26 protein-coding genes are annotated in these 24,052 nt (G+C 59.3%); 13 read left to right on the plus strand and 13 right to left on the minus strand.

All coding sequences use genetic code 11. The features are described 5' to 3' along the window. Positions 1 to 22 precede the first annotated feature (22 nt). Entirely contained in the window at positions 23 to 211 is a 189-nt protein-coding gene (rpmB, locus tag AB4Y89_RS09155) for a 50S ribosomal protein L28 (RefSeq protein ID WP_147645762.1), read from the plus strand. A gap of 109 nt (positions 212 to 320) precedes the next feature. Here rpmB and AB4Y89_RS09160 read toward each other — a convergent pair whose 3' ends face one another. Then, the gene (locus AB4Y89_RS09160; protein ID WP_442300612.1) at positions 321 to 1,595 is read right to left on the minus strand and encodes an ArnT family glycosyltransferase; all 1,275 of its coding nucleotides are present in this window, start codon (positions 1,593 to 1,595) and stop codon (positions 321 to 323) included. A gap of 105 nt (positions 1,596 to 1,700) precedes the next feature. Here AB4Y89_RS09160 and AB4Y89_RS09165 point away from each other — a divergent pair, with 105 nt between their 5' ends. The 4 genes from AB4Y89_RS09165 to AB4Y89_RS09180 all read left to right on the plus strand — a co-directional run bounded on the left by AB4Y89_RS09165 (position 1,701) and on the right by AB4Y89_RS09180 (position 5,884). Continuing rightward, positions 1,701 to 2,240: a DinB family protein gene (locus AB4Y89_RS09165; RefSeq protein ID WP_442300613.1), complete on the plus strand. Its 540-nt coding sequence runs from the start codon at positions 1,701 to 1,703 to the stop codon at positions 2,238 to 2,240. 482 nt (positions 2,241 to 2,722) lie between these two features. After that, positions 2,723 to 4,018, plus strand: a complete 1,296-nt coding sequence (locus AB4Y89_RS09170; protein WP_442300614.1) for an Hsp70 family protein — start codon at positions 2,723 to 2,725, stop codon at positions 4,016 to 4,018. Positions 4,019 to 4,414: 396 nt separating this feature from the next. Next, complete coding sequence (locus tag AB4Y89_RS09175) at positions 4,415 to 5,098, plus strand: YdeI/OmpD-associated family protein (RefSeq protein ID WP_442300615.1); 684 nt, start codon at positions 4,415 to 4,417, stop codon at positions 5,096 to 5,098. A 6-nt stretch (positions 5,099 to 5,104) separates the two neighbouring features. Continuing rightward, on the plus strand, positions 5,105 to 5,884 hold the full coding sequence (locus tag AB4Y89_RS09180; protein WP_442300616.1) for a DUF3050 domain-containing protein: 780 nt from the start codon (positions 5,105 to 5,107) through the stop codon (positions 5,882 to 5,884). A gap of 313 nt (positions 5,885 to 6,197) precedes the next feature. Here AB4Y89_RS09180 and AB4Y89_RS09185 read toward each other — a convergent pair whose 3' ends face one another. Then, a complete protein-coding gene (locus AB4Y89_RS09185) occupies positions 6,198 to 6,713 on the minus strand; it encodes a gamma carbonic anhydrase family protein (RefSeq protein WP_442300617.1) in 516 nt (171 codons plus the stop codon). A gap of 14 nt (positions 6,714 to 6,727) precedes the next feature. Then, positions 6,728 to 7,162 carry a hypothetical protein gene (locus AB4Y89_RS09190; RefSeq protein ID WP_442300618.1) on the minus strand — a complete coding sequence of 145 codons (435 nt, stop codon included), beginning with the start codon at positions 7,160 to 7,162 and terminating at the stop codon, positions 6,728 to 6,730. 103 nt (positions 7,163 to 7,265) lie between these two features. Here AB4Y89_RS09190 and AB4Y89_RS09195 point away from each other — a divergent pair, with 103 nt between their 5' ends. From AB4Y89_RS09195 to AB4Y89_RS09210, 4 genes are all read left to right on the plus strand, one after another. Continuing rightward, positions 7,266 to 7,853: an RNA polymerase sigma factor gene (locus tag AB4Y89_RS09195; RefSeq protein ID WP_442300619.1), complete on the plus strand. Its 588-nt coding sequence runs from the start codon at positions 7,266 to 7,268 to the stop codon at positions 7,851 to 7,853. Next, entirely contained in the window at positions 7,850 to 8,173 is a 324-nt protein-coding gene (locus AB4Y89_RS09200; RefSeq protein ID WP_442300620.1) for a hypothetical protein, read from the plus strand. The genes AB4Y89_RS09195 and AB4Y89_RS09200 overlap by 4 nt, the downstream gene beginning before the upstream one ends. A 108-nt stretch (positions 8,174 to 8,281) precedes the next feature. Continuing rightward, complete coding sequence (rpsU, locus tag AB4Y89_RS09205; protein ID WP_147645753.1) at positions 8,282 to 8,479, plus strand: 30S ribosomal protein S21; 198 nt, start codon at positions 8,282 to 8,284, stop codon at positions 8,477 to 8,479. 239 nt (positions 8,480 to 8,718) lie between these two features. Then, a complete protein-coding gene (locus AB4Y89_RS09210) occupies positions 8,719 to 9,060 on the plus strand; it encodes a zinc-ribbon domain containing protein (RefSeq protein ID WP_442300621.1) in 342 nt (113 codons plus the stop codon). Positions 9,061 to 9,531: 471 nt separating this feature from the next. Here AB4Y89_RS09210 and AB4Y89_RS09215 read toward each other — a convergent pair whose 3' ends face one another. The 3 genes from AB4Y89_RS09215 to AB4Y89_RS09225 are packed head-to-tail and all read right to left on the minus strand — an operon-like array spanning position 9,532 to position 11,507. Then, positions 9,532 to 10,236 carry a LytR/AlgR family response regulator transcription factor gene (locus tag AB4Y89_RS09215; protein WP_442300622.1) on the minus strand — a complete coding sequence of 235 codons (705 nt, stop codon included), beginning with the start codon at positions 10,234 to 10,236 and terminating at the stop codon, positions 9,532 to 9,534. Further along, positions 10,217 to 11,317: a sensor histidine kinase gene (locus AB4Y89_RS09220; RefSeq protein ID WP_442300623.1), complete on the minus strand. Its 1,101-nt coding sequence runs from the start codon at positions 11,315 to 11,317 to the stop codon at positions 10,217 to 10,219. Before AB4Y89_RS09220 ends, AB4Y89_RS09215 begins: the two co-directional genes overlap by 20 nt. Beyond that, positions 11,298 to 11,507: a hypothetical protein gene (locus AB4Y89_RS09225; RefSeq protein WP_442300624.1), complete on the minus strand. Its 210-nt coding sequence runs from the start codon at positions 11,505 to 11,507 to the stop codon at positions 11,298 to 11,300. The genes AB4Y89_RS09220 and AB4Y89_RS09225 overlap by 20 nt, the downstream gene beginning before the upstream one ends. A 310-nt stretch (positions 11,508 to 11,817) precedes the next feature. Between AB4Y89_RS09225 and AB4Y89_RS09230 the strand changes: the two genes are divergently transcribed. After that, on the plus strand, positions 11,818 to 12,501 hold the full coding sequence (locus AB4Y89_RS09230; RefSeq protein WP_442300625.1) for an OmpH family outer membrane protein: 684 nt from the start codon (positions 11,818 to 11,820) through the stop codon (positions 12,499 to 12,501). A 444-nt stretch (positions 12,502 to 12,945) separates the two neighbouring features. On the opposite strand, the gene lepA is transcribed toward AB4Y89_RS09230, so the two are convergent. Next, on the minus strand, positions 12,946 to 14,748 hold the full coding sequence (gene lepA, locus AB4Y89_RS09235; protein ID WP_442300626.1) for a translation elongation factor 4: 1,803 nt from the start codon (positions 14,746 to 14,748) through the stop codon (positions 12,946 to 12,948). Between the two features lie 102 nt (positions 14,749 to 14,850). On the opposite strand from lepA, the gene AB4Y89_RS09240 reads away from it, so the two are divergent. Continuing rightward, on the plus strand, positions 14,851 to 16,653 hold the full coding sequence (locus tag AB4Y89_RS09240; protein ID WP_442300627.1) for a transglycosylase SLT domain-containing protein: 1,803 nt from the start codon (positions 14,851 to 14,853) through the stop codon (positions 16,651 to 16,653). A 123-nt stretch (positions 16,654 to 16,776) separates the two neighbouring features. Then, positions 16,777 to 17,526, plus strand: a complete 750-nt coding sequence (locus AB4Y89_RS09245) for a hypothetical protein (RefSeq protein ID WP_442300628.1) — start codon at positions 16,777 to 16,779, stop codon at positions 17,524 to 17,526. Between the two features lie 528 nt (positions 17,527 to 18,054). Here the strand turns inward: AB4Y89_RS09245 and AB4Y89_RS09250 are convergent. The 6 genes from AB4Y89_RS09250 to AB4Y89_RS09275 are packed head-to-tail and all read right to left on the minus strand — an operon-like array spanning position 18,055 to position 22,495. Continuing rightward, on the minus strand, positions 18,055 to 18,600 hold the full coding sequence (locus AB4Y89_RS09250) for a peroxiredoxin (RefSeq protein WP_442300629.1): 546 nt from the start codon (positions 18,598 to 18,600) through the stop codon (positions 18,055 to 18,057). 48 nt (positions 18,601 to 18,648) lie between these two features. Next, positions 18,649 to 19,515, minus strand: a complete 867-nt coding sequence (locus AB4Y89_RS09255; RefSeq protein ID WP_442300630.1) for an LpxI family protein — start codon at positions 19,513 to 19,515, stop codon at positions 18,649 to 18,651. Further along, positions 19,512 to 20,297 carry an acyl-ACP--UDP-N-acetylglucosamine O-acyltransferase gene (gene lpxA / locus AB4Y89_RS09260; RefSeq protein WP_442300631.1) on the minus strand — a complete coding sequence of 262 codons (786 nt, stop codon included), beginning with the start codon at positions 20,295 to 20,297 and terminating at the stop codon, positions 19,512 to 19,514. The genes AB4Y89_RS09255 and lpxA overlap by 4 nt, the downstream gene beginning before the upstream one ends. Beyond that, positions 20,294 to 20,800: a 3-hydroxyacyl-ACP dehydratase FabZ gene (fabZ, locus tag AB4Y89_RS09265; RefSeq protein ID WP_442300632.1), complete on the minus strand. Its 507-nt coding sequence runs from the start codon at positions 20,798 to 20,800 to the stop codon at positions 20,294 to 20,296. Before fabZ ends, lpxA begins: the two co-directional genes overlap by 4 nt. A 60-nt stretch (positions 20,801 to 20,860) precedes the next feature. Further along, positions 20,861 to 21,691: a hypothetical protein gene (locus tag AB4Y89_RS09270; protein WP_442300633.1), complete on the minus strand. Its 831-nt coding sequence runs from the start codon at positions 21,689 to 21,691 to the stop codon at positions 20,861 to 20,863. An 18-nt stretch (positions 21,692 to 21,709) separates the two neighbouring features. After that, positions 21,710 to 22,495 (minus strand): SDR family NAD(P)-dependent oxidoreductase, encoded by a 786-nt coding sequence (locus AB4Y89_RS09275; protein WP_442300634.1) that lies wholly within the window; start codon positions 22,493 to 22,495, stop codon positions 21,710 to 21,712. Between the two features lie 97 nt (positions 22,496 to 22,592). Here AB4Y89_RS09275 and hisS point away from each other — a divergent pair, with 97 nt between their 5' ends. After that, complete coding sequence (gene hisS / locus AB4Y89_RS09280; RefSeq protein ID WP_442300635.1) at positions 22,593 to 23,900, plus strand: histidine--tRNA ligase; 1,308 nt, start codon at positions 22,593 to 22,595, stop codon at positions 23,898 to 23,900. Positions 23,901 to 24,052: the final 152 nt, after the last annotated feature.

The raw sequence follows: 24,052 nt of genomic DNA on the forward strand, positions 1-24,052 counted from the left end.
GGAGACGACCTGGAGATTTGTCATGGCACAGACCTGTGAGTTTTGCGGCAAGGGACCGCAGTTTGGTAACAACATTTCGCACGCGCACAACGTTACCCGCCGCCGCTGGAACGTAAACCTGCAGGCCGTGAAGGCTGTGGTGAACGGCGCCAGCAAGCGCATCCGCGTGTGCACCAGCTGCATCAAGTCCGGTAAGGTCGTCAAGGCCTAAGCCGTTTCAAAAGAATAAGTTTCAGTCGCCCGGCAGGCGCGCAGCGTGCCGGGCTTTCTGTGTTAAGCACATAAACGCTGCACTGCAAATGGTGCAACTGTACGGCTCCTCAGAACACCGGCTTCCGCTTCTCCGCGCTCTGGAACAGGTTTACCGCCAGCACCATGATCAGCGGCTCCAGAATGTGCCGGAACCTCGCCTGCACGGTCACGAAGTAATACGGTAGCGGGTAGATCAGGAACGCCAGCGTCATTAGCCAGGCTGCCTTGCGCCGTTGCTTGATCGCCAGCAGCAATCCCAGCACACCCACCACGGTTCCGAAGGTGAAGTTCAACTCACGGCCGTACTCGACGTATTCCTTGTGCGGAATGACCGGTTGGGGCACGCCCGCCCAGAACATGTAGGCACGCAGTGCGCTTAGTTTCCAGAATTCGGGGCGATGGGTGTGAATCCACTCCTCAGCCAGCGCGCCGCGGTCTCTTACCCATTGCACTTCGCCTTTGGCGCGGTACTCGTCGATGATGCGTGTGTTTTCGAGTGGAACAGTCGTGCCCCAGGGGAAACCAACGGACCAGGAAGAGTTCCCCATATAGTTCTCCGCCCCGAAGTTGCTGCGGATAGGGATGAAGGCGTGCAGGACCAGGTAATTGCGAATCACCCATGGAGCCAGCAGGGAACCTGCAACAACACCGGCAACGACGGCGCGTTTGAACGCCTGTAGCCGATGTCCGGGAACACCCCAAAGCACCCACAGCGCCGCTACCGGGAGAAAGACCGTGGGGGTGGCGTTGGTCAACGCCAGCAGGCCACCCAAGATGCCGAAGATGGTCCATTGCCGCCATGTGCCGCCGCCGTTTTCGCGCATGCGCAGGGCGAGCACGAAGATCCAGGTGAAAAGGCAGCAGGTGAGGGTCATCTCCCAAACCCACTTCACAGCGAACTGCATGGCTGCGGGGTACAGAGCCCACAACCATGCGGACCACAGAGCGACCCTCGGGTTGAAGCAGCGGTAACCGATCTCGTAGACAGCGAGCGCCGTCAAGGCAGAGAACAAGCTGTTGATCGTGAGGATGAACCATGCCGACAGCGGACTATAGATACCGAAGAGCTTGAACGACGCGGCGATGAGGAAGGTATAAAGCGGAGGCAGCCATGCGGTGGGACCAGTATGTCCCTGGAAGGGATCGGCATAGCCGTAGCCAGTAACCAGAGCACGCGCGACGCGTCCGGCCTCCCACCCGAACTGAAAGTGGTCTTCAAAAAGACGGATGCGGTAGGTGTGGGCCAGGGTCATGTAGAGGACGCGGACGATGAGTCCCACCCAGAAGATCTTCCATGGCAGGCGAATCGACGTCTGTTGTTCGCTGCCGGCGATGTTGGCCATATTTCTTATTCAATCATCGTTGTCACCAGCTACCGCATTTTCCCTGTTACCGGGTATTCCGGAAGAGGCGTGTGACGGCATTTTCATTGCGGAAAATGCCCATAGATGCGGAATCCCTGCGCTACGCCTACAGGGAAAATGCTCTATGCTTCCCCCATGGCTCCTAATCCTTATGCTGCCGCCCTCGGAGATAACGATCCCGCAACCGTGCTGGCCACCACGCCGGCGAAGCTGAAGGCTCTGGTCGCAGGTCTCAGTGCTGAGCAGGTCAACACGCCGCCCACGCCGGGCAAGTGGAGTATCCGCGAGATCTTCGCGCACCTGGCCGACTGCGAGATGGCCTTCGGCTTCCGCCTGCGCCAGACGCTGGCCGTCGACAATCCTGAACTGCAGCCCTTCGATCAGGACAAGTGGGCCGAGCATTACGCGGCGTACGACTATACGACCGCAGTGGCGTTCTACGAGGCCTTCCGTGACTGGAACCTGAGGTTCCTCTCGACGGTGACCGACGAGCAGAAACAGCGCGGAGCTTCGCATCCAGAGCGCGGGTTCACACCCTTCTCTGTACAACTAGCGACCATCGCCGGCCACGACCTGCACCACGTCTCCCACATGGAGAAGCTGGTGGCAGGATTGAAGTCGTGAGCTTCCACAAGACCGGGTACCCCATGTCCCTTTAAAGGACATGGGTATTCGCGCTGGGCGCGAACCCTTTGTCTAATCTCCTCAACCTGCGTATCAGTTTTGAAAATCGGGAATGGGTCAGTTTGAAATCTCGGGCTTCCGTAGTCTCTTGAAGCCACAAATAACTAATCCGATTCCAGCCAAATAGCCAATTGCGGAGAAGATGTCATAACTAATGGAAGCAGTGTCTACTGGTGCCATTATTGAGAAATGCGGCGATCCTAAACGTACTAGCAACACAATTGTTGCTCCCGCGAAATAAAGTGCTGCCGAGGTTTTCCGTCTGATATTCATCGCACTGCGTCCATACTCTCAGAAATCAAACCGACCAACTACTTCTTTTTAGGGTCCGAGCTTCTTCGTTTCCGGTTCTGGCAATAGGAAACTAGCTCCTTAATCCGGAGCTACCCCACCCAATCCGCATTTCACGAAATAATGATCGGATGCGTCCGCTTCGCATCGGTATCGACTTTGGCACAACCAATACCTCCATCGCCCGTGCAGACGGTGCCGAGGTAACGCTCGCGCACTTCGCTGCACCGGCGGGAGAGACGCCGTCGTACCGGTCGCTGCTGTATCTGGAGCAGGTGCGGGAGAAGGGGCGTCCGCTGGTGCACTCCTACACCGGGCCGCGCGGCATTGAGCACTACCTTGCTGCCGACCACGAGGCATCGGGGACGCAAGGGCGCCTGATCCAGTCGCTCAAGTCCTATCTGCCGTCGCGGTCGCTGACCGGCACCGAGGTCTTTGGCCGCAGATACACCCTCGAAGACCTGATCGCACGCATCCTGACCGACGTACGGGTCGCAGCCGAGCGGCAGTTTGGTCATCCCATACGCAGCGTCACGGCGGGCCGCCCCGTACGTTTTGTCGGCTCGGAGTCGGAGGAGGATGATGCCTTCGCCGAATCGCGTCTGCGTCACGCCTTTGAGCTCGCCGGATACGAAGAGGTGCACTTTCAACTGGAGCCGATCGGCGCTGCCTATAGCTATGAGTCCTCCCTGGAGCATGACGAACTGATCCTGATCGGCGACTTCGGTGGCGGCACCTCGGACTTTTCGCTGTTGCATGTGGGGCCATCGTTTCGCACGCAGACAGACCGCGGTAAATCGATGCTTGGGACCTCGGGCCTGGGACTCGCGGGTGATGCCTTCGATGCAAAGATCGTGCGCAAGCTGGTCTCTCCGGCACTGGGGGCAGATACGCTGGCTCGCTCGCTGAAGAAGCTGCTGCCCGCTGTGCCGAACTGGATCTTCGCCAACCTGGAACGCTGGCACTATCTCTCGTTCTTGCGGACACGCAATGTCATGGAGATCCTGTCGCGGGCAGAACGCTCCGCGCTCGAGCCAGAGAAGATCACGGCGCTCATCACGCTCATCGATCGCGATCTCGGTTACCAGTTGCACCAGGCTGTACAGCGGACCAAGGTGCAGTTATCGCTGGAGGAGACCGCCGAGTTCTTCTTCCGGGACGACGATCTTGAACTGCGTGCAATGGTGAAGCGCAGCGAGTTCGAGGGATGGATCGCCGATGAGCTGGAGGCAATCGAGCAGGCGGTCGCGAGCCTGCTTGAGAGTACCGGGGTGCAGCCGCAGCAGATCGACCGAGTCTTCCTGACCGGCGGCACCAGCTTTGTCCCCGCGGTGCGGGCTATCTTTCATCGCATGATCGGCGAGGGCAAGCTGCGCACCGGCAACGAGTTCACTTCGGTGGCGCATGGGCTATCGCTGAGTCGATAACGCTCGACTTTTTGCTTTGTCATTTCGTAGAGTCGTGCAGAAATCTGCTTTTGTTGTTCCATTCTTCGCTCAGGGCTGGCGTGGCAAGCGGTACCTCAGCGGCTAAAGCCGCGTCATTTGCCACGCCGATACGGCACGGCTGAAGCCGTGCCCTTAAGCAAAACGAAAAGCATCCTCAAGTCTTGGATCTCGCGATGGACGAAGGGTCCGCTGATTTCAATACATATTTTGTAGCGCACTCCGCGACTTGCTTTTCCGTTCGCGCGACGCGCGAATGCCTTGCTTAAGGGGACGGCTTCAGCCGTCCCGTATCGGCTACGGAAGAAACGCGGCTTTAGCCGCTGAGGTACAACTTCTTTCTCACGCTTCCAGCAAGCCGTTCATATAATGGCCTGCATGCCGTCGTCGAAGAACAAACCCAGGACCTTCAAAGCCAAGCTGGAGCATCTCCAGGGAAATCTGGGATGGGTTGTCGCGTATCTTCCGTTTGACCCGTCGAAGGCCTGGCCGGAGCGGAAGCGGCTGCGGGTGCGAGGCGATGTCAATGGGTATGCTTTTCGCAGCTCGCTCTTTCCCAAAGGCGGTGGAGGCGGTTTCTTTCTCCTGGTGAACAAGGCGATGCAGAAGGGGGCAAACGCCGTGCCGGGTTCGGTGGTAACCATCACCATGGAGCCTGACCTGGAGGAGCGTGACTTCGGTGTGCCGCCTACCCTTGTGCCCTATCTGAAGAAAGACCGTGCGCTCAAGAAGTTTTACGACGAGTTTTCTGACTCTGCCAAGCATGACATTGCGCGCCATATGGCTGAGCCCAAGACGCCGGAGGCGCTGAAAGAGCGCACGGAGCGATTCCTTGAGCGCGTGATGCTCACCATGGAGGGTGAACAGATCACGCCACCGATCCTGGTTATGCTCTTCCGTGAGAATCCGCTGTCGGAGAGGGGTTGGAAGCTGATGACGAAGGTGCAGCGGCGCAACCACCTGCTGGGCATCTTCTACTACCGCACCCCGGAGAGCCGCGAGAAGCGAGCCCGCAAGGCCGTGGAGGAAGCACTAAAAGTGGCAGAGAAGAAGTTGACATAACATGCGATGCTTAACCACGTGAATGTAGATTTTGCCGCCGAGCAGTTAGCGCAACTTCAGCAACGGATTCAGCCGCTGCACAATGAGTTGGCCGCCCATCCTCTCTTCTCCTCCTTCCGCACCATGAACGACCTGCATCGCTTCATGGAGACGCACGTCTACGCGGTCTGGGATTTCATGTCGCTGCTGAAGGCGCTGCAGCGCGGTCTTACATGTGTCGAGGTTCCCTGGCTGCCCTCGCGAGACCCCGTCTCCTGCCATCTCGTAAACCAGATCGTTCTCGGTGAGGAGAGCGATGTCTATGCCCATCAGCACATGTCGCACTTTGAGCTCTATCTGCTGGCAATGCGTTCGGCCGGAGCTTCGACCCAGTCCATCGATGCCTTCCTTGCGCTTCTTCGTGGCGGCAGCGGTGTGCAGAAAGGGCTGGTAGCGGCTGTTGCTCCCATGGGAGCAGCGTCGTTCGTGCGTCACACCTTTGCGCTGATTGAGACCGGAAAGCTGCATACCATCGCGTCGGCGTTTACCTTCGGACGCGAAGACCTGATCCCGGAAATGTTCCAGGGCTTTCTCGAGCGGCTCGCACCAGAGCTGCAGCCGAAGCTCGAGCCCTTCCTCTGGTATTTGAACCGCCACATTGAAGTCGATGGCGGCGAACACGGACCGATGGCTCTGAAGATGGTGGCCAAGCTGTGTGGGAACGATCGGGCACGCTGGCTGGAAGCCGCAGACGCAGCTGAGGCGGCGCTGCACGCCCGCCTCGCATTGTGGAACTCGCTGGCCTAGGGAGTATCGGAAAAATTCAGCCCATACCCTGGGGCCATGTCCCTCGGGGAAAGGGGCCGGTTTCCTCTCCAAGGCGGAATTTTCGAGCCACGTGGCATGAGAGTTATAGAGCGGGCCTTCAGCCCTTGATCCATTCAATATGCCGGAGACCTGGGGCGTTGCCCCAGGCTGATATAGAGCGCGCCTTCAGCGCTTATATTGCCCGGGTGCCCCACCCTCGCAACGCTAGGGTGGGTTAGGAATACCCAAAATCTCTAACAAAAATACGAATCAACACAAACCGAATTTGTCGATACGTCCTAGCAACCAGCAACTAGGTCGTTTCTTCCAGATAAATCTTGGTGTAGTCCAGATAATTGTTGGCATACTGCAGAATCATCTCGCGGTCTTTGTCGTCGAGCTGACGGCGGACCTTTCCTGGCAGGCCTGCCACCAGGGAACGCGGCGGAATCACGGTGCCCTCAGGAATCAGGGCTCCCGCGGCGATGATGGAGCCTTCGCCAATACGCGCGCCGTTGAGGATGGTGGCGTGCATGCCGACCAGGACAGCGTCCTCTACCGTGCATCCATGGACAACGGCCGAGTGGCCGATGGTGACCAGCTCACCGATATGGACCGGGTGGACGTAGCGCATGCCGTGCAGCACGGCGCAGTCCTGAATGTTGGTCTTCGATGCGATGCGGATCGCGTTGACGTCGCCGCGAACGACGGCGTTCATCCAGACCGAGCACTGGTCTCCGAAGACGACATCGCCGATCACCTGCGCGGACTGGTCGATATAGCAGCCCTGGCCAATAATGGGCGTCTTTCCCTGGTAAGAGCGGATCATGCGCTCGATTCTACTCACTCTTCGCTGACAACAAGACCCAGGCGCTCCATCTCACGCGCCTGAATCTTGTAGTCGATCCAAAATCCGATGCCGATCGCTACCGGAATCAAACCGCCGGCCGCACCTGCCAGGATCTCCCGAACCTGGAGGATCAGGGTCAGCAGAAGACATGTGGCGATGATGCCGACACCGCAGGCGATCAGAATCAGGGCTGCACGGCGTGCGTTCCCCATGCTGCGCAAAGGGTCGCCGCGCTCCTCGGCGCGCTCGGCGGCGCCGAAGATCTTTTCGATCTGGTCCGGGGGAATACCGCGCTGCAGGGCCACCATACGCTGCTCGACCCTGAGTTTCTTCTCGTGATAGCCAGAGACCATGCCTCCGACGCCCAGGATGGCGATCATTGCGAAGATGGCCACAGGAACGACGAATGGGCTGAAGAATGCGTGCATCTGTTGTACCTCCTTGTGTTCTGCGGGCGTAAGACTGCAGGTCGCAGAGAAAGTTTCAGGCGATGAGGTGAAACTTTCGGCGACAATCTCAGTCCTACCGCCTTTGCAGACTAACGCCCAATTCGAACAGATCGTGCAGGAGCACCAGCAGCAGGTCTTCCGTACCCTCGCCCGGCTGGTGAACCGCCGGGAAAATCTGGAGGATCTGGCGCAGGAGGTGTTTTTGCGGCTCTATCGAGCGCTGCCCACATTTCGAGGAGAGGCGATGCTGTCGACCTACCTGTACCGCATCACGGTGAACGTAGCGCAGGATGAATGGAAGCGCCGCCGCCGTGTCGACGATCCACTGCTTCCCATGTCGACGGGAGAAGAGGATGGCGGTCCAACGCTCGAAGATCGCCTGGCGCATCGGGATCCGGGGGCAGAGCAGCAGCTGCTCTCTGGAGAGTTCTGGTCGATGGTGCAGCAGCAGGTGATGACGCTTACTCCGGTGGAGCGGACCGTGCTCACCCTCTTCCATCAGGAAGAGCAGACCTACGAACAGATTGCGCTGACCCTGAATCTTCCGATTAATACGGTGCGGACGCATCTGCATCGCGCCCGGACACGTCTGAAACAGAGAGTCGAGCAGGCGATGAAGCCGGAAGCAGTGAAGCCCGCAGTTACGATCCACGAAAGGGTAAGGGTATGACCGAAGATCTCGACCGGAATCAGAGTCTCGATCTCCGCATCGCGGAGGCCCTCGATCGCGGACCGCAGGTCCCGGTGCCTGATGGGTTCGCGGCTCGTCTTGTATCCCGTCTGCCGGAGCAGGCTCCAGCGCGGTCCGTGATGCCGGCCTTCCGCTACACCTATTCGCGGCGGCTGGCCATGGTGTGCGTGGCGTTACTGGCAGTGGTTCTGCTGGTGGTGGCTGCCTCCAGGCCGTCGAACTTCATCGTGGCGGAGGCGATTTTTATCGGCGAATTGGCACTGCTGACCCTGTGGCTCTCTTCCCGGCGAACGGCATGATTCAGTTGCACTATTTGCGGTGCAGAAAGCTGGATTTGCTGGCAATTGGCCGAAAATCAGATATTCTTAGACGATCCCTTACCGGGACGGGAGTGAGGTGTATCTCCATTGGCAGAGGTTCGAGTTCAAGAAGGCGAACCCCTTGAAAATGCCCTGCGCCGTTTTAAGCGCAAGGTGCAGCAGGAAGACATTATCAAGGAAGTAAAGCGTCATTCCTTCTACCTGAAGCCGGGTGAGAAGAAGCGCGTGAAGGAAGCCCTGGCCCGCAAGCGCAACCGCAAGAAGTCGCGCAAGGAGCAGGACTAACAGCAGTACCGGGCAGGACCGCGGCACGGATGCCGGCGGTCCTGCCATCCAGGATGTACTTCTCCGCCGAGGTCTTCTTTTTCCGGCGGCGTTCGGCGTACCTAAGTCGTCTAACGAGATATACGGAGCCGGTTCCACGGCTCTCCGGGCCCAAGCACTGACAAAGAAATAGGTTTATGGTTTCTACGCGCTGTCTGGCGTGATGCCTTCTTTTACGTACGTAATGAAAGAAGCCCCCCATGGAGTTTGTGGACCGTATTCTGAAGTGCTCCGACTGTGGCAGTGAGTTCGTCTTCACTGCCGGGGAACAGCTATTTTTCTTCGACAAACAGTTCAAGAACGATCCCAAGCGCTGCAAGCCGTGCAAGGCGAAGCGGGCGGCGCGGGGATCCGGTTCTGCACCTAACACTCGGACTGAGACTCGCACGCAGTGCAGCGAGTGCGGCGTGGAGACGACCGTGCCCTTCAAGCCGACGCAGGGACGTCCGGTCCTCTGCCGTCAGTGTTTCCAGCAGAAGCGCCCGGTAGCCGCCGCGATTGCGGTACCTGATCCCTCCAGCACGCCGATCGCACAGGCTTAGAACTGTATCGACAGACAAATAGCGAAAGGACGCACGGCTTTCTCGAGCATGCAGAGTCCTTTGTTTGTCATTTTCGGACTGATCTGCTTTTCCGGTAAATTGCCCTCAGCGGCTGAAGCCGCTCCTCTTTCGAGCTCTCGTACGGCATGGCTGAAGCCATGCCCTTAAGCAAGACGATCGCGCATTGCGCGATAGATCACTCGAATGAACAAGTTCATTCGAAGTGATTAGCAATGACTATTAGAAAGGCTGCCTCACAATCCTACGAGATGCGCTTCCACGTTCGCGCAACGCGCGAATGCCTTGCTCCGGGGTCCCTGGCCAGCTTTGCTGGCTGGGGTGGTTAAGGGGACGGCTTTTAGCCGTCCCGTACCGGGGAGTAATAAGAAAGCGGCTTCAGCCGCTGAGGTACCAAGCCATTTCCGCAGAGCAGATCCCTCCCAAAAATGGCCGAGACCCACTTATCAAATCCTAAAGCGCCATACGTTCTTTCAACGCCTGTGACTGGCGGCGCGAGAAGATCACTTCGGTCCCGTCCTTCAGCACTGCCCGTACAGCTCCGTCGACTTCCAGTTCCATGCGTGCGATCCATCGCAGGTTGACGATCTGGCTGCGGTTGGCACGGAAGAAATGATCGTCCAATCTCGCCTGGAGTGTTTGCAGGCTGCGCAGAATGAGAGGGCGATTCTCGCCGAAGTGAAGCCGGGCGTAGTTGCCCTCCGCTTCAATCAGCTTGATCTCCACCGCGCGCACCATCCAGGCGCGCTCTCCTTCCCGGATAAAGAACTGGTCGAGAGTCAGCCTCTGCGGCTCGGAGCGATCTTCGGTGAGGACATGTTCAAGGGCGGCTTTCAGGCGCTCCGGTGTAACTGGTTTCAGCAGGTAGTCGGCTGCACGAACCTCAAAGGCTCGCAGCGCGTAGCGATCGAATGCCGTGGTGAAGATCACGGCGGGTGTCTGCTCGCGGCCTGCGATCTCATCGAGCAGATCGAAGCCGGTAGCTCCGGGCATCTCTACATCGAGGAACAGCAGGTCAGGCCGTTCGCGGGCGATCATCTCCTTGGCTTCGGAGACGTTGGCTGCCTCGCCGGCAATGGTCACATCGGGATGGGCCTCCAGAAGGCGGCGCATCTCGGCGCGCGCGCGGCGCTCATCATCAATCAGAAGTGCGCGCATGATCGGTCTCCTCTTCTTTGAGTGGCAGCGTCAGGGTTGCAGTGGCGATCGAGTCATCGAGACGAAGGTGGAGCTCCGCATCCGCTCCATAGAGCAGGCGCAGGCGCTGCCTCGAATTCTCAAGTCCGGTTCCGGAGACCTCGATCGCAGTAGAGATTGCTGTCGGGAGAGGATTGGTGACCATGATTTGCAGGGTGTTGTCCGCGATGCTGGAGCGCAGGACAACCTCGCCACCCTGCTCGATGCGCGCAATGCCGTGCTTTACGGCGTTCTCGACCAGATGCTGGACCGCCATCGGAGGAATGAGAGCCTGCCGGGCTTCGTCGGTGATCTCGCAACGCACTCTCAGTCTGTGTTCGAAGCGCATCTGTTCGAGTTGAAGGTAGTCGTCGACGACAGCGAGTTCGTCCTTGAGCGGAATCTCGCGACGTTCTTCGGTTCGCAGGCCGGCACGCAGCAGACCGGCAAGGCGGGTAAGGGCCAGGTCAGCCTGCGCGCGGTCTTCATACATGAGGGCGCGAATGGTGTTGAGCGCGTTGAAGAGGAAGTGCGGATTCACGCGGGCGCTCAGGCTACGGTACTGTGCCTCCTGCGCAGCAAGTTCGAGCTCAAGGCGGCGAGCCTCATCGCGGCGGCGCTCGCGAACAGTGTGGATCAAGGCGTAGACGATGACCCAACCGAAGAGCATGATGCAGTTGTTCACGTAGAGGGAGACAGCGATGCCGCGGTCGACCTTGCCCAGCGTGATATGGAGAAGACGGTCGTTGATCGCGATCATCAAGGCGCTCATGAGCGCTGCCATAGCGAGAAACAGCGGCACCAGACGCGGCAAGAGTGCGCGCAACGGCAGCGTGATCCAACGGCGCAGGCCGAGATGTAGCAGGTGTGAGGCTACGATGCCGTAGATAAGGTAGAGCCCATAGGACAGAGCTACCTGTCCGAAGAGTTTTCGCGTAAGGGGGTGGTGGCTGTACTGCAGATAGACCAGGGCAATGGAGAAAAGGATGAGGCAGAGAATTCCCCAGCCGCCGAGCTGCAGCCAGAGGTAACGCCGCGTAAGACTACTTCGCCGTACGGCCAAAGAACTCCTCCAGGATCCTGTTAACGCGCGCCATCGCATTGAGGACACGGAAGTCGTGGTGGCTGTCCTCCAGGACAAGGTGTGCCACGGCGGCGCCGGCTCTGCGTTCCAGTAGGGCGGCCGCGCGCGGGAAACTCTCGGCAAGCAGAAGGCAGCCCGCCAGAAAGATGACCAGCGCAATCAATAACATCACCAGACTCCTGAAGCGAATCATAGGGTAGTACCTCGGCGAAGTCTGAGATTAAAGGGGTTTGGCGGGGTTCAGGGGGAATCTTTGACGAGCGGTGAAATAGCTCCGTGAGCGCGCTCGTTATCTTGCACCGTGCTAACGGCCCGCCTATAATTTCGTCAGTTCCCTGAGAGCAGCGCCATCTCGTTTCACCCCCGCGACAACCGGCTGAACGATGGAGAGCGGCCACATCGCCGCATCGCATGCACGCAGGAACCAAGGTGTAGAGGTATACGGGTCACATCGACCATCAAGGAGTTTCACCATCCGCATGAATCGTAACGTTCTTCTCATTTCCGCGATCGCCGCCGGCATCGCGGCTCCCGCTCTGGCACAGACCGCCGCTCCGCAGCCCGCTGCTCCCGCTGCGGCGCCGCAGCAGGTGAAGCCCGAAGCCGTTCCCGCGAAGATCGCCCTGATCGCCTTCGAGCAGGTGGTTCTCGCCACCAACGAGGGCCAGCAGGCGGTCGCCACCGTCCAGAAGAAGTACGAGCCCACCAAGGCCAAGATCGAAGCTGCGGGTAACGAAGTCGATTCGCTGAAGAAGCAGCTCCAGAGCGGCACCAGCCTTTCGGACGATGAGAAGGCCAGCCGCGCCCGCACCATCGACACGAAGGAAAAGCAGCTCAACCGCGATGCCGAGGATGCACAGGCCGCTTACAACCAGGACCTGCAGGAAGCAATCAGCAAGATTGCCGGTAAGGTGAGCCAGGTAGCCCAGCAGTATGTCGCCAAGAATGGCTACACGCTTCTGATCGACATCGGCAGCCAGCAGAGCAACGTAATGTGGGCGACTCCGAACACCGATATCTCGCAGGCCGTTGTAGATGCTTACAACACCCAGTCCGGTGTTGCTGCTCCTCCGCCGTCTGCTCCGTCGGCCACTAAGCCGGCGACGCCGCGTCCTTCAACGACACCGACGACGCCGCGTCCTTCGACGACCCCGAAAAAGTAAAAACCAATTCCGCGAAACGAACTGAAGGGCCGGAGGAACATCCTCCGGCTCTTCGGCATTTCTGTGGAAAACTCTGTGGATCACTTTTGGGTATTGGCGGGAAAACGCGGATCCGCTTTTGAAGAATGCACTATCTATGGTTCGCTGTAGGTCGATAACTATATTATTTTCAATAAGTTATAGAGATTGTTTGACGGCGCGACAGAGATGGTTTTGAGTTTTTCCCGTTACGGACCCGAAACAGGCTTTCCACAGATCGTGTTACACCACCGTTAACGATCCTGCTGAATCTAAAGAGACGGCTCTCGCAGGCTAAGGCGTTTTCTCCTGATGGTGTAGAGCCGAAGCGCTTTGACTGGTAGGCGCGGTTTTCCTTCGAGAAAACGGTATTCGCAGATTTATCCAACGCTACAGGTATTAGGAGAATTGCTCTAGGGCAGGCCCTTAGTCTTCCCCGATCTTGAGGACGGCGAGGAAGGCCTCCTGCGGGATATCGACTTTGCCGATACGCTTCATCCGCTTCTTGCCTTCTTTCTGCTTTTCCAGAAGTTTGCGTTTACGGCTGATGTCGCCGCCGTAGCACTTGGCGATCACGTTCTTGCGGATGGCGGTGACGGTCTCGCGGGCGACAATCTTTGAACCGATCGCAGCCTGGATGGCGACCTCGAACATCTGCCGCGGGATCAGCTCCTTCATCTTGTGCACGAGCGCCTTACCGCGTTCATAGGCGACATCGCGGTGAACGATGATGGAGAGCGCATCGACCGGTTCGCCGGAGACGAGGATATCCATCTTCACCATCGGCGAGACCCATGTGCCCGTGAGGTGATAGTCCAGCGAAGCGTAGCCGCGCGAGACGGACTTCAGGCGGTCATAGAAGTCGAGCACGATCTCGTTCAGCGGCAGCTCATAGGTCAGCATGACGCGTGTCGGTGTGATGTACTCGAAGTTCTTCTGCTTGCCGCGCTTCTCTTCCACCAGCTTCAGAATGCCGCCGACATATTCTTCGTTGGTCATGATCATCGCGGTGATGATCGGCTCTTCGATCTTTTCGATCGAGGTGACCTCGGGCCAGCGCGATGGATTGTCCACCTCAAGCACCGAACCGTCGGTCATGGTGATCTTGTAGCGCACGCCAGGGGCGGTGGTGATCAGATCGAGGTTGAACTCGCGCTCCAGGCGCTCCTGGATGATCTCCATGTGGAGAAGACCGAGGAAGCCGCAGCGGAACCCGAAGCCAAGGGCGGCCGAGCTTTCGGGCTCGAAGAAAAAGCTGGAGTCGTTCAGGCGCAGCTTTTCGAGAGCGTCGCGGAGCAGGGTGTGCTCATGCGAGTCGACCGTGTAGAGACCGGCGAAGACCATGCTCTTGATGTCTTCGAAGCCGGGCAGCATTCCCGTCGCCGGATGAGCTGCGTCGGTGACGGTGTCGCCGATCTTGGTATCGGCCACGTTCTTGATAGTAGCGACGAAGAAGCCGACCTCGCCGGCGCCGAGGGACTCGATCTCGACCGGCTTGGGGGTGAGAACACCGAGGTTCTCGATGTCGAAGACCTTGCCGTTCGACATCAGCTTGATCTTCTGGCCCTTGTACATGCGGCCGTTGATGATACGGGCAAGTACGATCACGCCGCGGTAGGCATCGAACCAGGAGTCGAAGATCAGCGCCTGCAGGGGAGCATCGCTGTGACCTTTCGGATGCGGCAGCAGATGAACGATGGATTCCAGGATCTCATCCACACCGAGGCCGGTCTTTGCGGAGACGGGGACTGCGTGGTCCGCTGGCAGGCCAACGGCCTGCTCGATCATCTCCTTGGTGCGCGGGATATCGGCGCTGGGAAGATCGATCTTATTAATGACCGGAATGATCTCGAGACCATTGTTGATGGCGAGGTAGGCGTTCGCCAGGGTCTGGGCTTCCACGCCCTGCGAGGCATCGACGACCAGCAGCGCGCCTTCGCAGGAGGCCAGCGAGCGCGAAACCTCGTAGCTGAAGTCCACGTGGCCGGGTGTATCGATCAGGTTCAACTGGTAGGTCTGTCCGTCGCGTGCGGTGTACATCATGCGGACCGAGTGGGCCTTGATGGTGATGCCGCGCTCGCGCTCCAGATCCATGGCGTCCAGCACCTGAGCCTGCATCTCGCGCGCGGTCAAAGAGCCAGTCATCTCCAGCAGACGGTCTGAGAGTGTGGACTTGCCGTGGTCAATGTGCGCGATGATCGCGAAATTTCGGATGTATTTAGGATCCATCTCGGGTGGGAACAGCCTCAACCTCCATCTTAACATCCGAGCGGAAAGGGGAGGACCACAACCATTGGGAGAAGTTGGCGTCATACAATGAGCAGGAACCGCGTGCGACAATCTGCCTCCATGCCGACCCGATTCGGCAAAGTACTTCTGGGCCTGGCCTGCATCCCCGTGGTGTTTCTTACGGGGTGTCCGCAGCAGCAACCGGTGAAAGCACCCACACCGCAGGCTCCGCCTACGATTACAGCCACTCCGGTGCCGGCTGCGGCTCCTCAGGTTCCTGACTACGCCGCGCGCGCCCAGGCTACACGCGTGCAGCAGCTCATCACCCAGGTCGATCGCAGCTATAACTCCGGTCTGCAGAACTATCGCGCCGGAAGACTCGATGCGGCACGCATGGACTTCGATGCATCGGTCGACATGATGCTGACCAGCGGTCTGGATATCCGGTCGATTCAGCAGCTCAATGACGAGTTTGAGCGCGTGGTCACCGCAGTGAATGCGCTGGAGCTGGACGCATTGAAGCAGGGCACCGGTTTTTCTCCGAAGCTGGAGGCCGCACCTCTGGACGCGGCCAATGACGTGACCTTCTCCCCCGATCCCGAGCTGACCGCGAGATTGAATGCCGAGCTGCGCACCACGGTGTCGGACTTTCCGCTGGCGGTGAATGACTACGTCGCCGGCTTCATCAATTACTTCACGAAGTCTCCCGGCGGGCACGTGCATCTGTTGCGGTCGCTGGAGCGTGCCGGCAAGTACAAGGACATGATCCAGAAGATCCTGCGCGAGGAAGGTGTCCCTCAGGACCTGATCTATCTGGCGGTCGCCGAGTCCGGCTTCCAGCCACAGGCATTGAATGGGAAGAGCGGCGCGGGCGGCATGTGGCAGTTCATGCCGTTTGCGGGCGCCTACGGGCTTACACGCAACGGCTGGGTGGACGAACGGTTTGATCCGGAGAAGTCTTCGCGCGCTTATGCGAGATATATCAAGGAGCTCTACAACCAGTTCGGTGACTGGTACCTGGCTCTGGCTGCCTATGACTGGGGCCCGGGCAATGTGCAGCGCGCGGTGATGCGCACCGGCTATGCGGATTTCTGGGAACTGTACCGGCGCGGCAATCTTCCGGGCGAGACCAGGAACTACGTGCCTGGCATCATCGCGGCCATCATCATGGCGAAGAACCCGCAGCAGTACAACCTGACGGAGATCAATCCGGAGCCGCCGGCGGTGTATGACACGGTATCGGTCAGCTCGCAGGTGGACCTTCGCCTGGTGGCGGACGTGACGAACTCATCGGTTGCGACCCTGGTGAGCTTGAACCCAAGTCTGCTGCGGCTGGTGACGCCGCGCGATATGACCTTCGATCTCCATATCCCGGCGGGGACGAAGGACGAGTTCCAGAAGCGCATCAGCGCCATTCCGGAAGACAAGCGCGTGAGCTGGCGCTTCCATGAGGTGCGTGGCGGCGAGACGTTGAACTCGATCGCGGAGAGCTTCCACGTCCATGCATCCGAGATCGCCAGCGTGAATGACATCGCCGATGGAAGCGCGCTCGATCTCGGCGACGAGCTCGTGATCCCAGTTGCCCCGGTGAGCACCACCAGCGCATCGGGCGCGGTCCATATCCAGCGTTACACGATGCGCAGGGGCGATACGCTGATCACCGTGGCAGACCGCTTCGGTGTCAGCGTGGAGCAGTTGAGGCGCTGGAATACATTGCGTTCAAGCCAGGTAAGCGCAGGCAAATCGCTCATCGTGAGTGAGCCGGTAAGGCTTGCTCCACAGGGGCGTGGAGCTCGCAAGAAATCATCGAACGCGAAGGCTTCGACATCAGCAAAGAGCTCTTCGAAGAAGACTGTGACGACATCAAAGAAGCCGTCGAGCTCGGCTGCCAAGAAGCGACGGTAAGCAAAAAGAGTTCCTCTAACGCAACTTCTTCTTGCCAACGCTTCCTCATCGTTGCATTCTTTAGCTAGAATTCGTTCCGCTGACGCTGCGTCATAATGACTGCAGACAGGGTGGAGGAGATATATGGCCTACGACGACGAGATCATCAAGCTTCATGCATCGGCTGTAGAAGACAACTACGACGACGAGTCCGAAGACGACCTCGACGAAGTCGATGAAGAAGAGGAGGTCGAGGTGACCTCTGATGATGATGACGCCGAGCCTTTGCTGCATGAGGTGCTGCACGCCGAAGAGGTAAGCATCCCGACGGCACCGGCCGATGCGGTTCATACCTACGAGCCTGCGGAGAAGGAGCCCGGGCTTGCCATTGCTGCTGCCTCCGCGCCCACACCGATGAAAAAGGCTCCGGCGAAGAAGGCTTCTGCTAAGAAAGCCGCGCCGAAGAAGGCCGCGGTCAAGAAGGCTGCGGTCAAGAAGGTGGTAAAGAAAACCGCCGCTAAGTCCGTTAAGAAGGCTGTAGCGAAAAAAGCAGCCAAGAAAACGGTGGCGAAGAAAGCCGCCAAGAAGGCCGTCGTGAAGAAGGCCGCTAAGAAAGCCGCGCCGAAGAAGGCTGCGAAGAAAGTTTCTACGAAATCTGCCGCGAAGAAGTCGAGCGCTCTACGCGGCGGAAAGGCGACCCCCAAAAAGGCCGCCGCTAAAAAGGGCGCTCAAAAATCATTGAAGAGAGGTATTACCTTGGCAACGAAGAAAGCTGCAAAGAAGGCTGTTAAGAAGGCTGTGAAGAAGGCTCCGGCGAAGAAGGCCGCGAAGAAGGCCGTCAAGAAGGCTGCTAAGAAGGCCGTCAAGAAGGCCGCTAAGAAGGCCACGAAGTAACTCTGTAACCTAAGGCAAGCAAAAAAGCCCGGTTCCTCGAATGAGGCCCGGGCTTTTTTGCGTCTGTACGACGGTGTCTCGGCAGATTCGTCTTGTGTCTTACCTGGGAATTATGTCGTCCCCGCCCACCCTAGAGCATTTCTCCTGTTGCTGGGTAGCCCGGAAGTGGAGTGTAGCGGCGTTTTCATTATGGAAAACGCCCATAGATAACGAATCCCTACACTACACCTACAGGAGAAATGCTCTAGCGTTGCGAGCGTTCACCCCAACGAACAAGTTCGTTGGGGACCCCGAGGGTGGGGCACCCAGGTAGGCATAGAGAGCAGCTCCGTCAAGCGAGCTGGTTCGTTGGTCCCGACCCTTAATGCTTATCTCGCCCGGGTGCCCCACCCTCACGGAGTTAGGGTGGGCGGGGAGCCCCGAGTCCCGAACAAATACAAAACGAACATGTCGGATAAACGCGAGGGGGAGTTTGAAGCAGCAAAAGAGGCCCGCCGAAGCGGGCCTCTTTCAAGGGAACGATGCGATCTAGTTGTGTGCTGATGCGATCTCGGCCAGCACCTGTTCGGAGTGGTTGGGGATGTCTTTTACCTCCCACACCTTGACCACCTTGCCCTTGGGATCGATCAGGTAGGTGGTGCGGGCGGCAAATTTCATGGTGCCGCGTTCGGCGATGGGGACGTTATAGGCATCGATGACCTTGTGATCCGGGTCGGCGAGGAGCTTGAAGTCGAAGGTGTCTTTGCTGCACCAGGTCTTGTGGCTCTCCACGGTGTCAAGGCTTACACCCAGAACCACTGCCTTGGCGGCTTCGTACTTCTTGATATCGCGCTGGAAGTTATGGGCCTCAATCGTGCAGCCCGTGGTCTGATCCTTGGGGTAGAAGTACAGGACGACCCACTTGCCCTTGTAATCGCTCAGGTGGACAGCTTTGTCTTCCTGCGAGATGGCTGAGAAGTCCGGCGCCTTCGAGCCGACCGGAAGGTAATCGCTCGCGGCCCTTGCCTTCAGAGCGAAGGTTCCGGACAGGGCGAGGCCTGCGATGACGACTGCGGCAAACAAACCTTTACGCATGCTGCAATTCTCCTTGAGTGAAGCGTCACTAGTGTATTCCTGGCCCTATCAGACGGATGTCACCGAAATGGTAATGTTCGCGGCATCGGCCGCGGCAACAATCGCGGTCTGATCGAATACCAGGGTGCGCCCAGCCTCGATGGAAAGACATGTCGCTCCCGCCGCGATCATGGTCTGAATGGTCTTCAGGCCGATCACAGGCACGTCGAAGCGCATGTCCTGACGGGGCTTGGCTACCTTGATGACTGTTAGACGGCGGGCCAGCGTAGAAGACTCATCCTCGAGCGTGCGAAAAATTTCCCCGGCCCGGGCGATGGTTGCATCCGTACCCTCCATAGCCTCAATCGCAACGCAGGCCTGGGCGGCAACAACGACTGTTTGCCCAAGGTCGAAGCCGGCGATGCCCAGAGCAACTTTCCTGCCGTACTCGATATCGGCGAGCTCCTGCTCATCGGGGTGGCGGCTGGTGAGCACGCCTGGTTTGGCGAGAAGAGGCTCGAGGTAGGTGGTGGAGGAGATCAGCTCAATGCCTTCGTCGCCCAGCACCTTGGCCACGGCTCCCAGAAGCATGTCGGTGTTGCGGGTGCGCAGATTCAGCAGCAGCTTGGCCAGGCGCCAGTCCGGCCGGATGGAAGAGAAGATCTGCTTATGCTTCACCTGCCCGGCCATCACGGCACGGGTGACACCTTCCTTCTGGAAGGTCTCGATCAGCTTCGAGAGCTCACCGAGCGAAAGCCAGTGCACGCGCACACCAGGGTCGCGAGCGGCAATCTCATTCATCTCGAGGTCGGTTTCTTCTTTGATCGCGGCCACAACGACGGTCAGGCCGTGCGAACGCGCGGCTTCGAGCAAGAGAAAGGGGAACCTTCCGTTCCCCGCGATCAATCCAAGTTTTCCGTTGCCGCTCTCGCTCACCGAATGACTCCGCGGTGGCTGCGGCCGATGAACTCCGCCAGGTAGGCAACCTTGTCACCGAACTCGCCCGCAGCTACCTTCTCGCGGATCGACGCGAGGGCATCGCTCATATTCAGCTTGGAACCGACGATCAGCCGGTAGGCGGCGCGGAGCTCTTTGATCTCTTCGAGCGTAAATCCACGGCGCTCAAGCCCGACCTTGTTGATGGAGTAGGCATGGTTCTCGCGGGTTGCGCTGGTCAGCGAGTAGGGCATCACGTCCTGCGTCGCCATGGTGCCGCCGCCGATGTAAGCGTATTTGCCTACGGCGCAGAACTGATGCACGGCGCTGAAAGCGCCGACGGTGGCAAAGTCTTCTACGACAACATGGCCTGCGAGCGTGGCGTTGTTGGCAAAGATGCAGTGGTCACCGACATGGGAGTCGTGCCCGATATGCGCGAAGCACATGAACAGGTTGTTGGATCCGATGCGGGTCAGACCGCCGCCACCTGCAGTGCCGCGGGAGATGTTCACGCTCTCGCGAATGTCGTTGTTGTCGCCGATGATGACCTGGGTCGCTTCTCCCCGGTACTTCAGGTCCTGCGGAGGAACGCCGATGCAGGCGAAGGGGGAGATGCGATTGCCGGAGCCGATGGTCGTGTGGCCGTCCAGAACGACATGGGAGACCAGGGTGCAGTTCTCGCCGAGAACCACATTCGGACCGATGGTGGAATAGGGACCTACCGTGCAGCTTGCTGGAACAACGGCGCCTTCGGCGACGATGGCCGTGGGATGAATACTCACTCCGCGCCCTCTTGCTTCTTGGTGCGGGGGATCATCTGCGAGGTAATGACAGCTTCGCAGACCAGCTTTCCGTCGACATGGACAGTACCCTGCATCTTTACGGCGCGGCTGCGCCAGTTCAGTACCTTGGCTTCGATGTGAAGCTGATCGCCGGGCGTAACGGGGCGGCGGAACTTGGCGGCATCGATACCGGTGAAGACCATGAGCTTGTCACTATGGTCTTCGAACTCGCTCAGCATCAGGATGCAGCCTGCCTGCGCCATGGCTTCCACCATCAGCACGCCGGGCATCATGGGCTGGCCGGGAAAGTGGCCCTGGAAGAACTCCTCGTTACGGGTGACGTTCTTCAGGCAAAGGATGCGTTCGCGTATCTGAAGGTCGAGGACGCGATCGATCAGCAGGAAGGGATAGCGATGCGGCAGGAAGGACATCACTTCGTTGATGTCCATAGTGCGCTTCGCCGTGGCGACGGCCTGCGCTTCCGGGGTGGCTACGGTCTCCATAACATCCCCGATTCTACCGAATTTCGTTTTCAGGCCCGCCGCGAAGGGCTCGGTCCTGGGCTATTTCTTTCCAACTTTCTGCTTGGCGGCGATAGTGGCCTGGATGTCGAAGAGCTCCGGGGAGAGGTTCTGGTTGTACTTCACGTCGGTATAGAACTTCTGGTTCACCATGTCTCCGTTGCGGAAGCGGGTGATGGTGTAGGCCGTTTGGATGCCCTGTACGCTGTGGTAGCCGTCGTACTCTTCCCGGTCGATATCGAAGTCTTTGTACTTTTCGTTGCGGTACTGGAAGGTACGGGCGAGGGGAAGGTGACTGTTGGCGTCGAGCTCGATGGTGATGGCGTCGTTTGTCGGCGAGATGACCGTCACTTTGTCGGCGACGCGGCGCTGCACCATGGTGGTGCCTTCGAAGACGACCATGGTGCCGGGCAGCTTGAGCCAGTCATGGAGTACGACTTCAATAGAATGCTTCCGGCGGCGGAAGTAATCCTGCGAGATATCTTCAGGAAGAGCGACCTTGCCGCGGAAGGTGACCTCGTCTGCGGAGTTGGCGGTGAACATCTGCACGATGTCGCGTTTTTTGGTGTACTCGATGCGCTCGACCTCGGTTTCCGGACCGTTGGTCTGCCGATGGAAATCCCAGAAGACGGAGACGTCGCCGGTGGGCGCTCCGCGGAAAAAGTAGCCGACCTGGCCTTCCAGCAGCCAGTCGCGGCGGTTCAACCAGCCGTCGCCGCCGAGCGCGATCACCATCTTGTCGAGCAGATCACGGGCCTTCTGCTCGCCGGAGGCATCGGTGGCGGGTGCGGCCTGCGCCTTCATGATGGAGGCGCACGGACCGGCGAGGGTGGCGACGAGTAAGGCAGTGGCAAACCTGGTCTTCAGGCGCATTCAGACTCCAAGGAAAGGTTAACCGATAAGTACCGCGCCGCCGTTGACGTTGAAGATCTCGCCGGAGACGAAGCCGGCCAGCGGCGTGCAGAGAAACAGGATCGGACCGGCGATCTCCTCCGGCCGTGCGGCACGGCCCAGGGGAATGGTCGCCAAATACTTGGACGCGGAAGGGCCGTTCAGGGCTTCAGCGCTCATCTCGGTCCGCACCCAGCCGGGTGCGACGCAGTTGGCCAGAATGCCCTGAGGCGCCAGCTCCGACGAAAGGCTCTTGGTCAGCGAGAGCAGCGCGCCTTTGCTGGCGGCATAGTCGGCGTGAAACGCTTCGCCTCGCTGTGCGGCCGTGGAAGCAACCAGAACGATATGTCCGCGGGTTCCGTTGGAGTCGGGCTGCTGGATCTGCATCTGCGCCGCAGCGGCGGAGACCAGGCCGAAGATGGAGTCGAGATTGACGCCGATGGTGGTACGCCACTGTTCGTCGGCCATGGAGGCGATGGGTTGGTCGTGCGGCGGCCAGATGCCGTGGTTGGCGACCAGGATGTCGAGGCGCCCGAAGGCACGGACGGCGGCCTCGACCAGTGCACGGCCGTCCTCGACGGTGCCGAGCTCCTGCTGGACGGGGCAGGTATCGTCAGCGCCGCACTCTTCGACCAGTTGGGTGGCGCGGGTGGCGGCGGCACGGTAGTTGAAGACGACCTGTGCTCCGGCCTGACGAAACATACGGACGGTGGCCGCGCCGATGCCACGCGAGCCGCCGGTGATGAGAGCGACTTTGCCGGAGAGCGAGAGGGTTGGGGCTGCCATCGATTGTCATGATAGCGGGATCGAGAGATTTGAGTAGCCACCAAACCGGTGCCCCAATCTGTGGCGGGGTAAGCCCTTCCGGTAAACTTAACCCTTGATGGCAACGCTTAAAGCACCCCGCGGCACGCGCGATCTGCTGCCGCCTGATACCGCACTCTGGAACCATATTGATTCGGTCGCACGCTCTGTCTTCGCACGTTACGGCTTCGGCGAGATCCGTACACCAATCTTCGAAGCGACAGAGCTCTTTGCCCGCGGCGTGGGGGAAGAGACCGACATCGTCTCCAAGGAGATGTTCACCTGGGAAGATCGCGCGCGTGCTGCGAGCGAGAAGTCGCAGTCGCTGACGCTGCGTCCGGAGAATACCGCTGGTGTTGTTCGCGCCTATATCGAGCACAAGTTGGGCGAGACCGGGCAGTTGCAGAAGCTGTACTACATCGGTCCGCAGTTCCGCCGCGAGCGTCCGCAGAAGGGTCGCTATCGCCAGTTCTTCCAGATCGGTGCGGAGGTCATTGGGCCGTCGAGCTCGGGGTCGGAGTCACCGTTGCGCGATGCCGAGATCCTGGAGATGCTGGCCACCTTCCTCGATGAGCTGGGCGTGAAGGACTGGAAGTTGATGATCAACTCGGTGGGCAGCTCCACCGATCGTCCACGCTATCTGGCCGCGCTCCGAGACGCGCTGGAGCCGATCAAGGACAAGATGTCGCCGGATAATCAGCGCCGCGCGGAGACCAATCCGCTGCGTGTCCTGGACTCAAAGGAAGAGGCGGATCAGGAGCTGATCAACGGCCTGCCGAAGATCGCGGATTATCTGGACGAGAGCTCGAAGTCGCACTTCGCGCAGGTGCTGGCGGCGCTGGATGCCTGCGGCGTTCCGTACACCGTGAATCCGCGACTGGTGCGCGGCCTGGACTACTACACGCGTACGACCTTCGAGTTCGTGACCGAGACTGGTCTGGGAACGCAGAATGCGCTGTTGGGAGGCGGACGTTACGACGGTTTGAGCGAGATCATCGGCGGCCCGAAGGCTCCGGGGATTGGCTTTGCCATCGGCGAAGACCGTCTGGTGCTGACGCTGCAGGCGCAGGCAGAGGCAGAAGCTGCTGCCGGCAATGCGGCTCCGGAAAAGAAGATGGACACGTACATCGCCCCGATGGGCGAAGGGCAGAATGCGGCTGCGCTGAAGCTGGCGCGCGATCTGCGTCGTGCTGGGCTGTCGGTTGAAGTCGGCGATGGAAGCTTCCGTCTGAAGAAGAGCTTTGAGGCAGCGGACCGCGTTGCTCGGACGATCCTGATTCTTGGTGAGGATGAGGTGGCCAGCGGAACAGCGACGGTGAAGACCTTCGCGACCGGTGAACAGGTGAAGGTGGCGTTCGCGGAGTTGCAGGACAAGCTGCGCGCATAACCTTTGAAGTGTGATTTGCTTAAGTCGTTTCGTAGTGAAGTGACTTGAGCTTATTCTTCGCTGAGCCAAGGTCGATCAGGTACCTCAGCGGCTAAAGCCGCGTCTTATCGCGGCGGGGTGTGGCATGGCTGAAGCCATGCCCTTAAGCAAGG

The organism is Terriglobus sp. 2YAB30_2, from assembly GCF_052114765.1.
In the GTDB taxonomy this organism is placed as follows: Bacteria; Acidobacteriota; Terriglobia; order Terriglobales; family Acidobacteriaceae; genus Terriglobus.

Bases quoted from the DNA above. Each gene is read 5' to 3' on its own strand.
- rpmB (WP_147645762.1), top strand. From the start codon at position 23: ATGGCACAGACCTGTGAGTTTTGCGGCAAGGGACCGCAGTTTGGTAAC.
- AB4Y89_RS09160 (WP_442300612.1), bottom strand. From the start codon at position 1,595: ATGGCCAACATCGCCGGCAGCGAACAACAGACGTCGATTCGCCTGCCA.
- AB4Y89_RS09165 (WP_442300613.1), top strand. From the start codon at position 1,701: ATGCGGAATCCCTGCGCTACGCCTACAGGGAAAATGCTCTATGCTTCC.
- AB4Y89_RS09170 (WP_442300614.1), top strand. From the start codon at position 2,723: ATGCGTCCGCTTCGCATCGGTATCGACTTTGGCACAACCAATACCTCC.
- AB4Y89_RS09175 (WP_442300615.1), top strand. From the start codon at position 4,415: ATGCCGTCGTCGAAGAACAAACCCAGGACCTTCAAAGCCAAGCTGGAG.
- AB4Y89_RS09180 (WP_442300616.1), top strand. From the start codon at position 5,105: ATGCTTAACCACGTGAATGTAGATTTTGCCGCCGAGCAGTTAGCGCAA.
- AB4Y89_RS09185 (WP_442300617.1), bottom strand. From the start codon at position 6,713: ATGATCCGCTCTTACCAGGGAAAGACGCCCATTATTGGCCAGGGCTGC.
- AB4Y89_RS09190 (WP_442300618.1), bottom strand. From the start codon at position 7,162: ATGCACGCATTCTTCAGCCCATTCGTCGTTCCTGTGGCCATCTTCGCA.
- AB4Y89_RS09200 (WP_442300620.1), top strand. From the start codon at position 7,850: ATGACCGAAGATCTCGACCGGAATCAGAGTCTCGATCTCCGCATCGCG.
- AB4Y89_RS09210 (WP_442300621.1), top strand. From the start codon at position 8,719: ATGGAGTTTGTGGACCGTATTCTGAAGTGCTCCGACTGTGGCAGTGAG.
- AB4Y89_RS09215 (WP_442300622.1), bottom strand. From the start codon at position 10,236: ATGCGCGCACTTCTGATTGATGATGAGCGCCGCGCGCGCGCCGAGATG.
- AB4Y89_RS09225 (WP_442300624.1), bottom strand. From the start codon at position 11,507: ATGTTATTGATTGCGCTGGTCATCTTTCTGGCGGGCTGCCTTCTGCTT.
- AB4Y89_RS09230 (WP_442300625.1), top strand. From the start codon at position 11,818: ATGAATCGTAACGTTCTTCTCATTTCCGCGATCGCCGCCGGCATCGCG.
- lepA (WP_442300626.1), bottom strand. From the start codon at position 14,748: ATGGATCCTAAATACATCCGAAATTTCGCGATCATCGCGCACATTGAC.
- AB4Y89_RS09245 (WP_442300628.1), top strand. From the start codon at position 16,777: ATGGCCTACGACGACGAGATCATCAAGCTTCATGCATCGGCTGTAGAA.
- AB4Y89_RS09250 (WP_442300629.1), bottom strand. From the start codon at position 18,600: ATGCGTAAAGGTTTGTTTGCCGCAGTCGTCATCGCAGGCCTCGCCCTG.
- fabZ (WP_442300632.1), bottom strand. From the start codon at position 20,800: ATGGAGACCGTAGCCACCCCGGAAGCGCAGGCCGTCGCCACGGCGAAG.
- AB4Y89_RS09270 (WP_442300633.1), bottom strand. From the start codon at position 21,691: ATGCGCCTGAAGACCAGGTTTGCCACTGCCTTACTCGTCGCCACCCTC.
- AB4Y89_RS09275 (WP_442300634.1), bottom strand. From the start codon at position 22,495: ATGGCAGCCCCAACCCTCTCGCTCTCCGGCAAAGTCGCTCTCATCACC.
- hisS (WP_442300635.1), top strand. From the start codon at position 22,593: ATGGCAACGCTTAAAGCACCCCGCGGCACGCGCGATCTGCTGCCGCCT.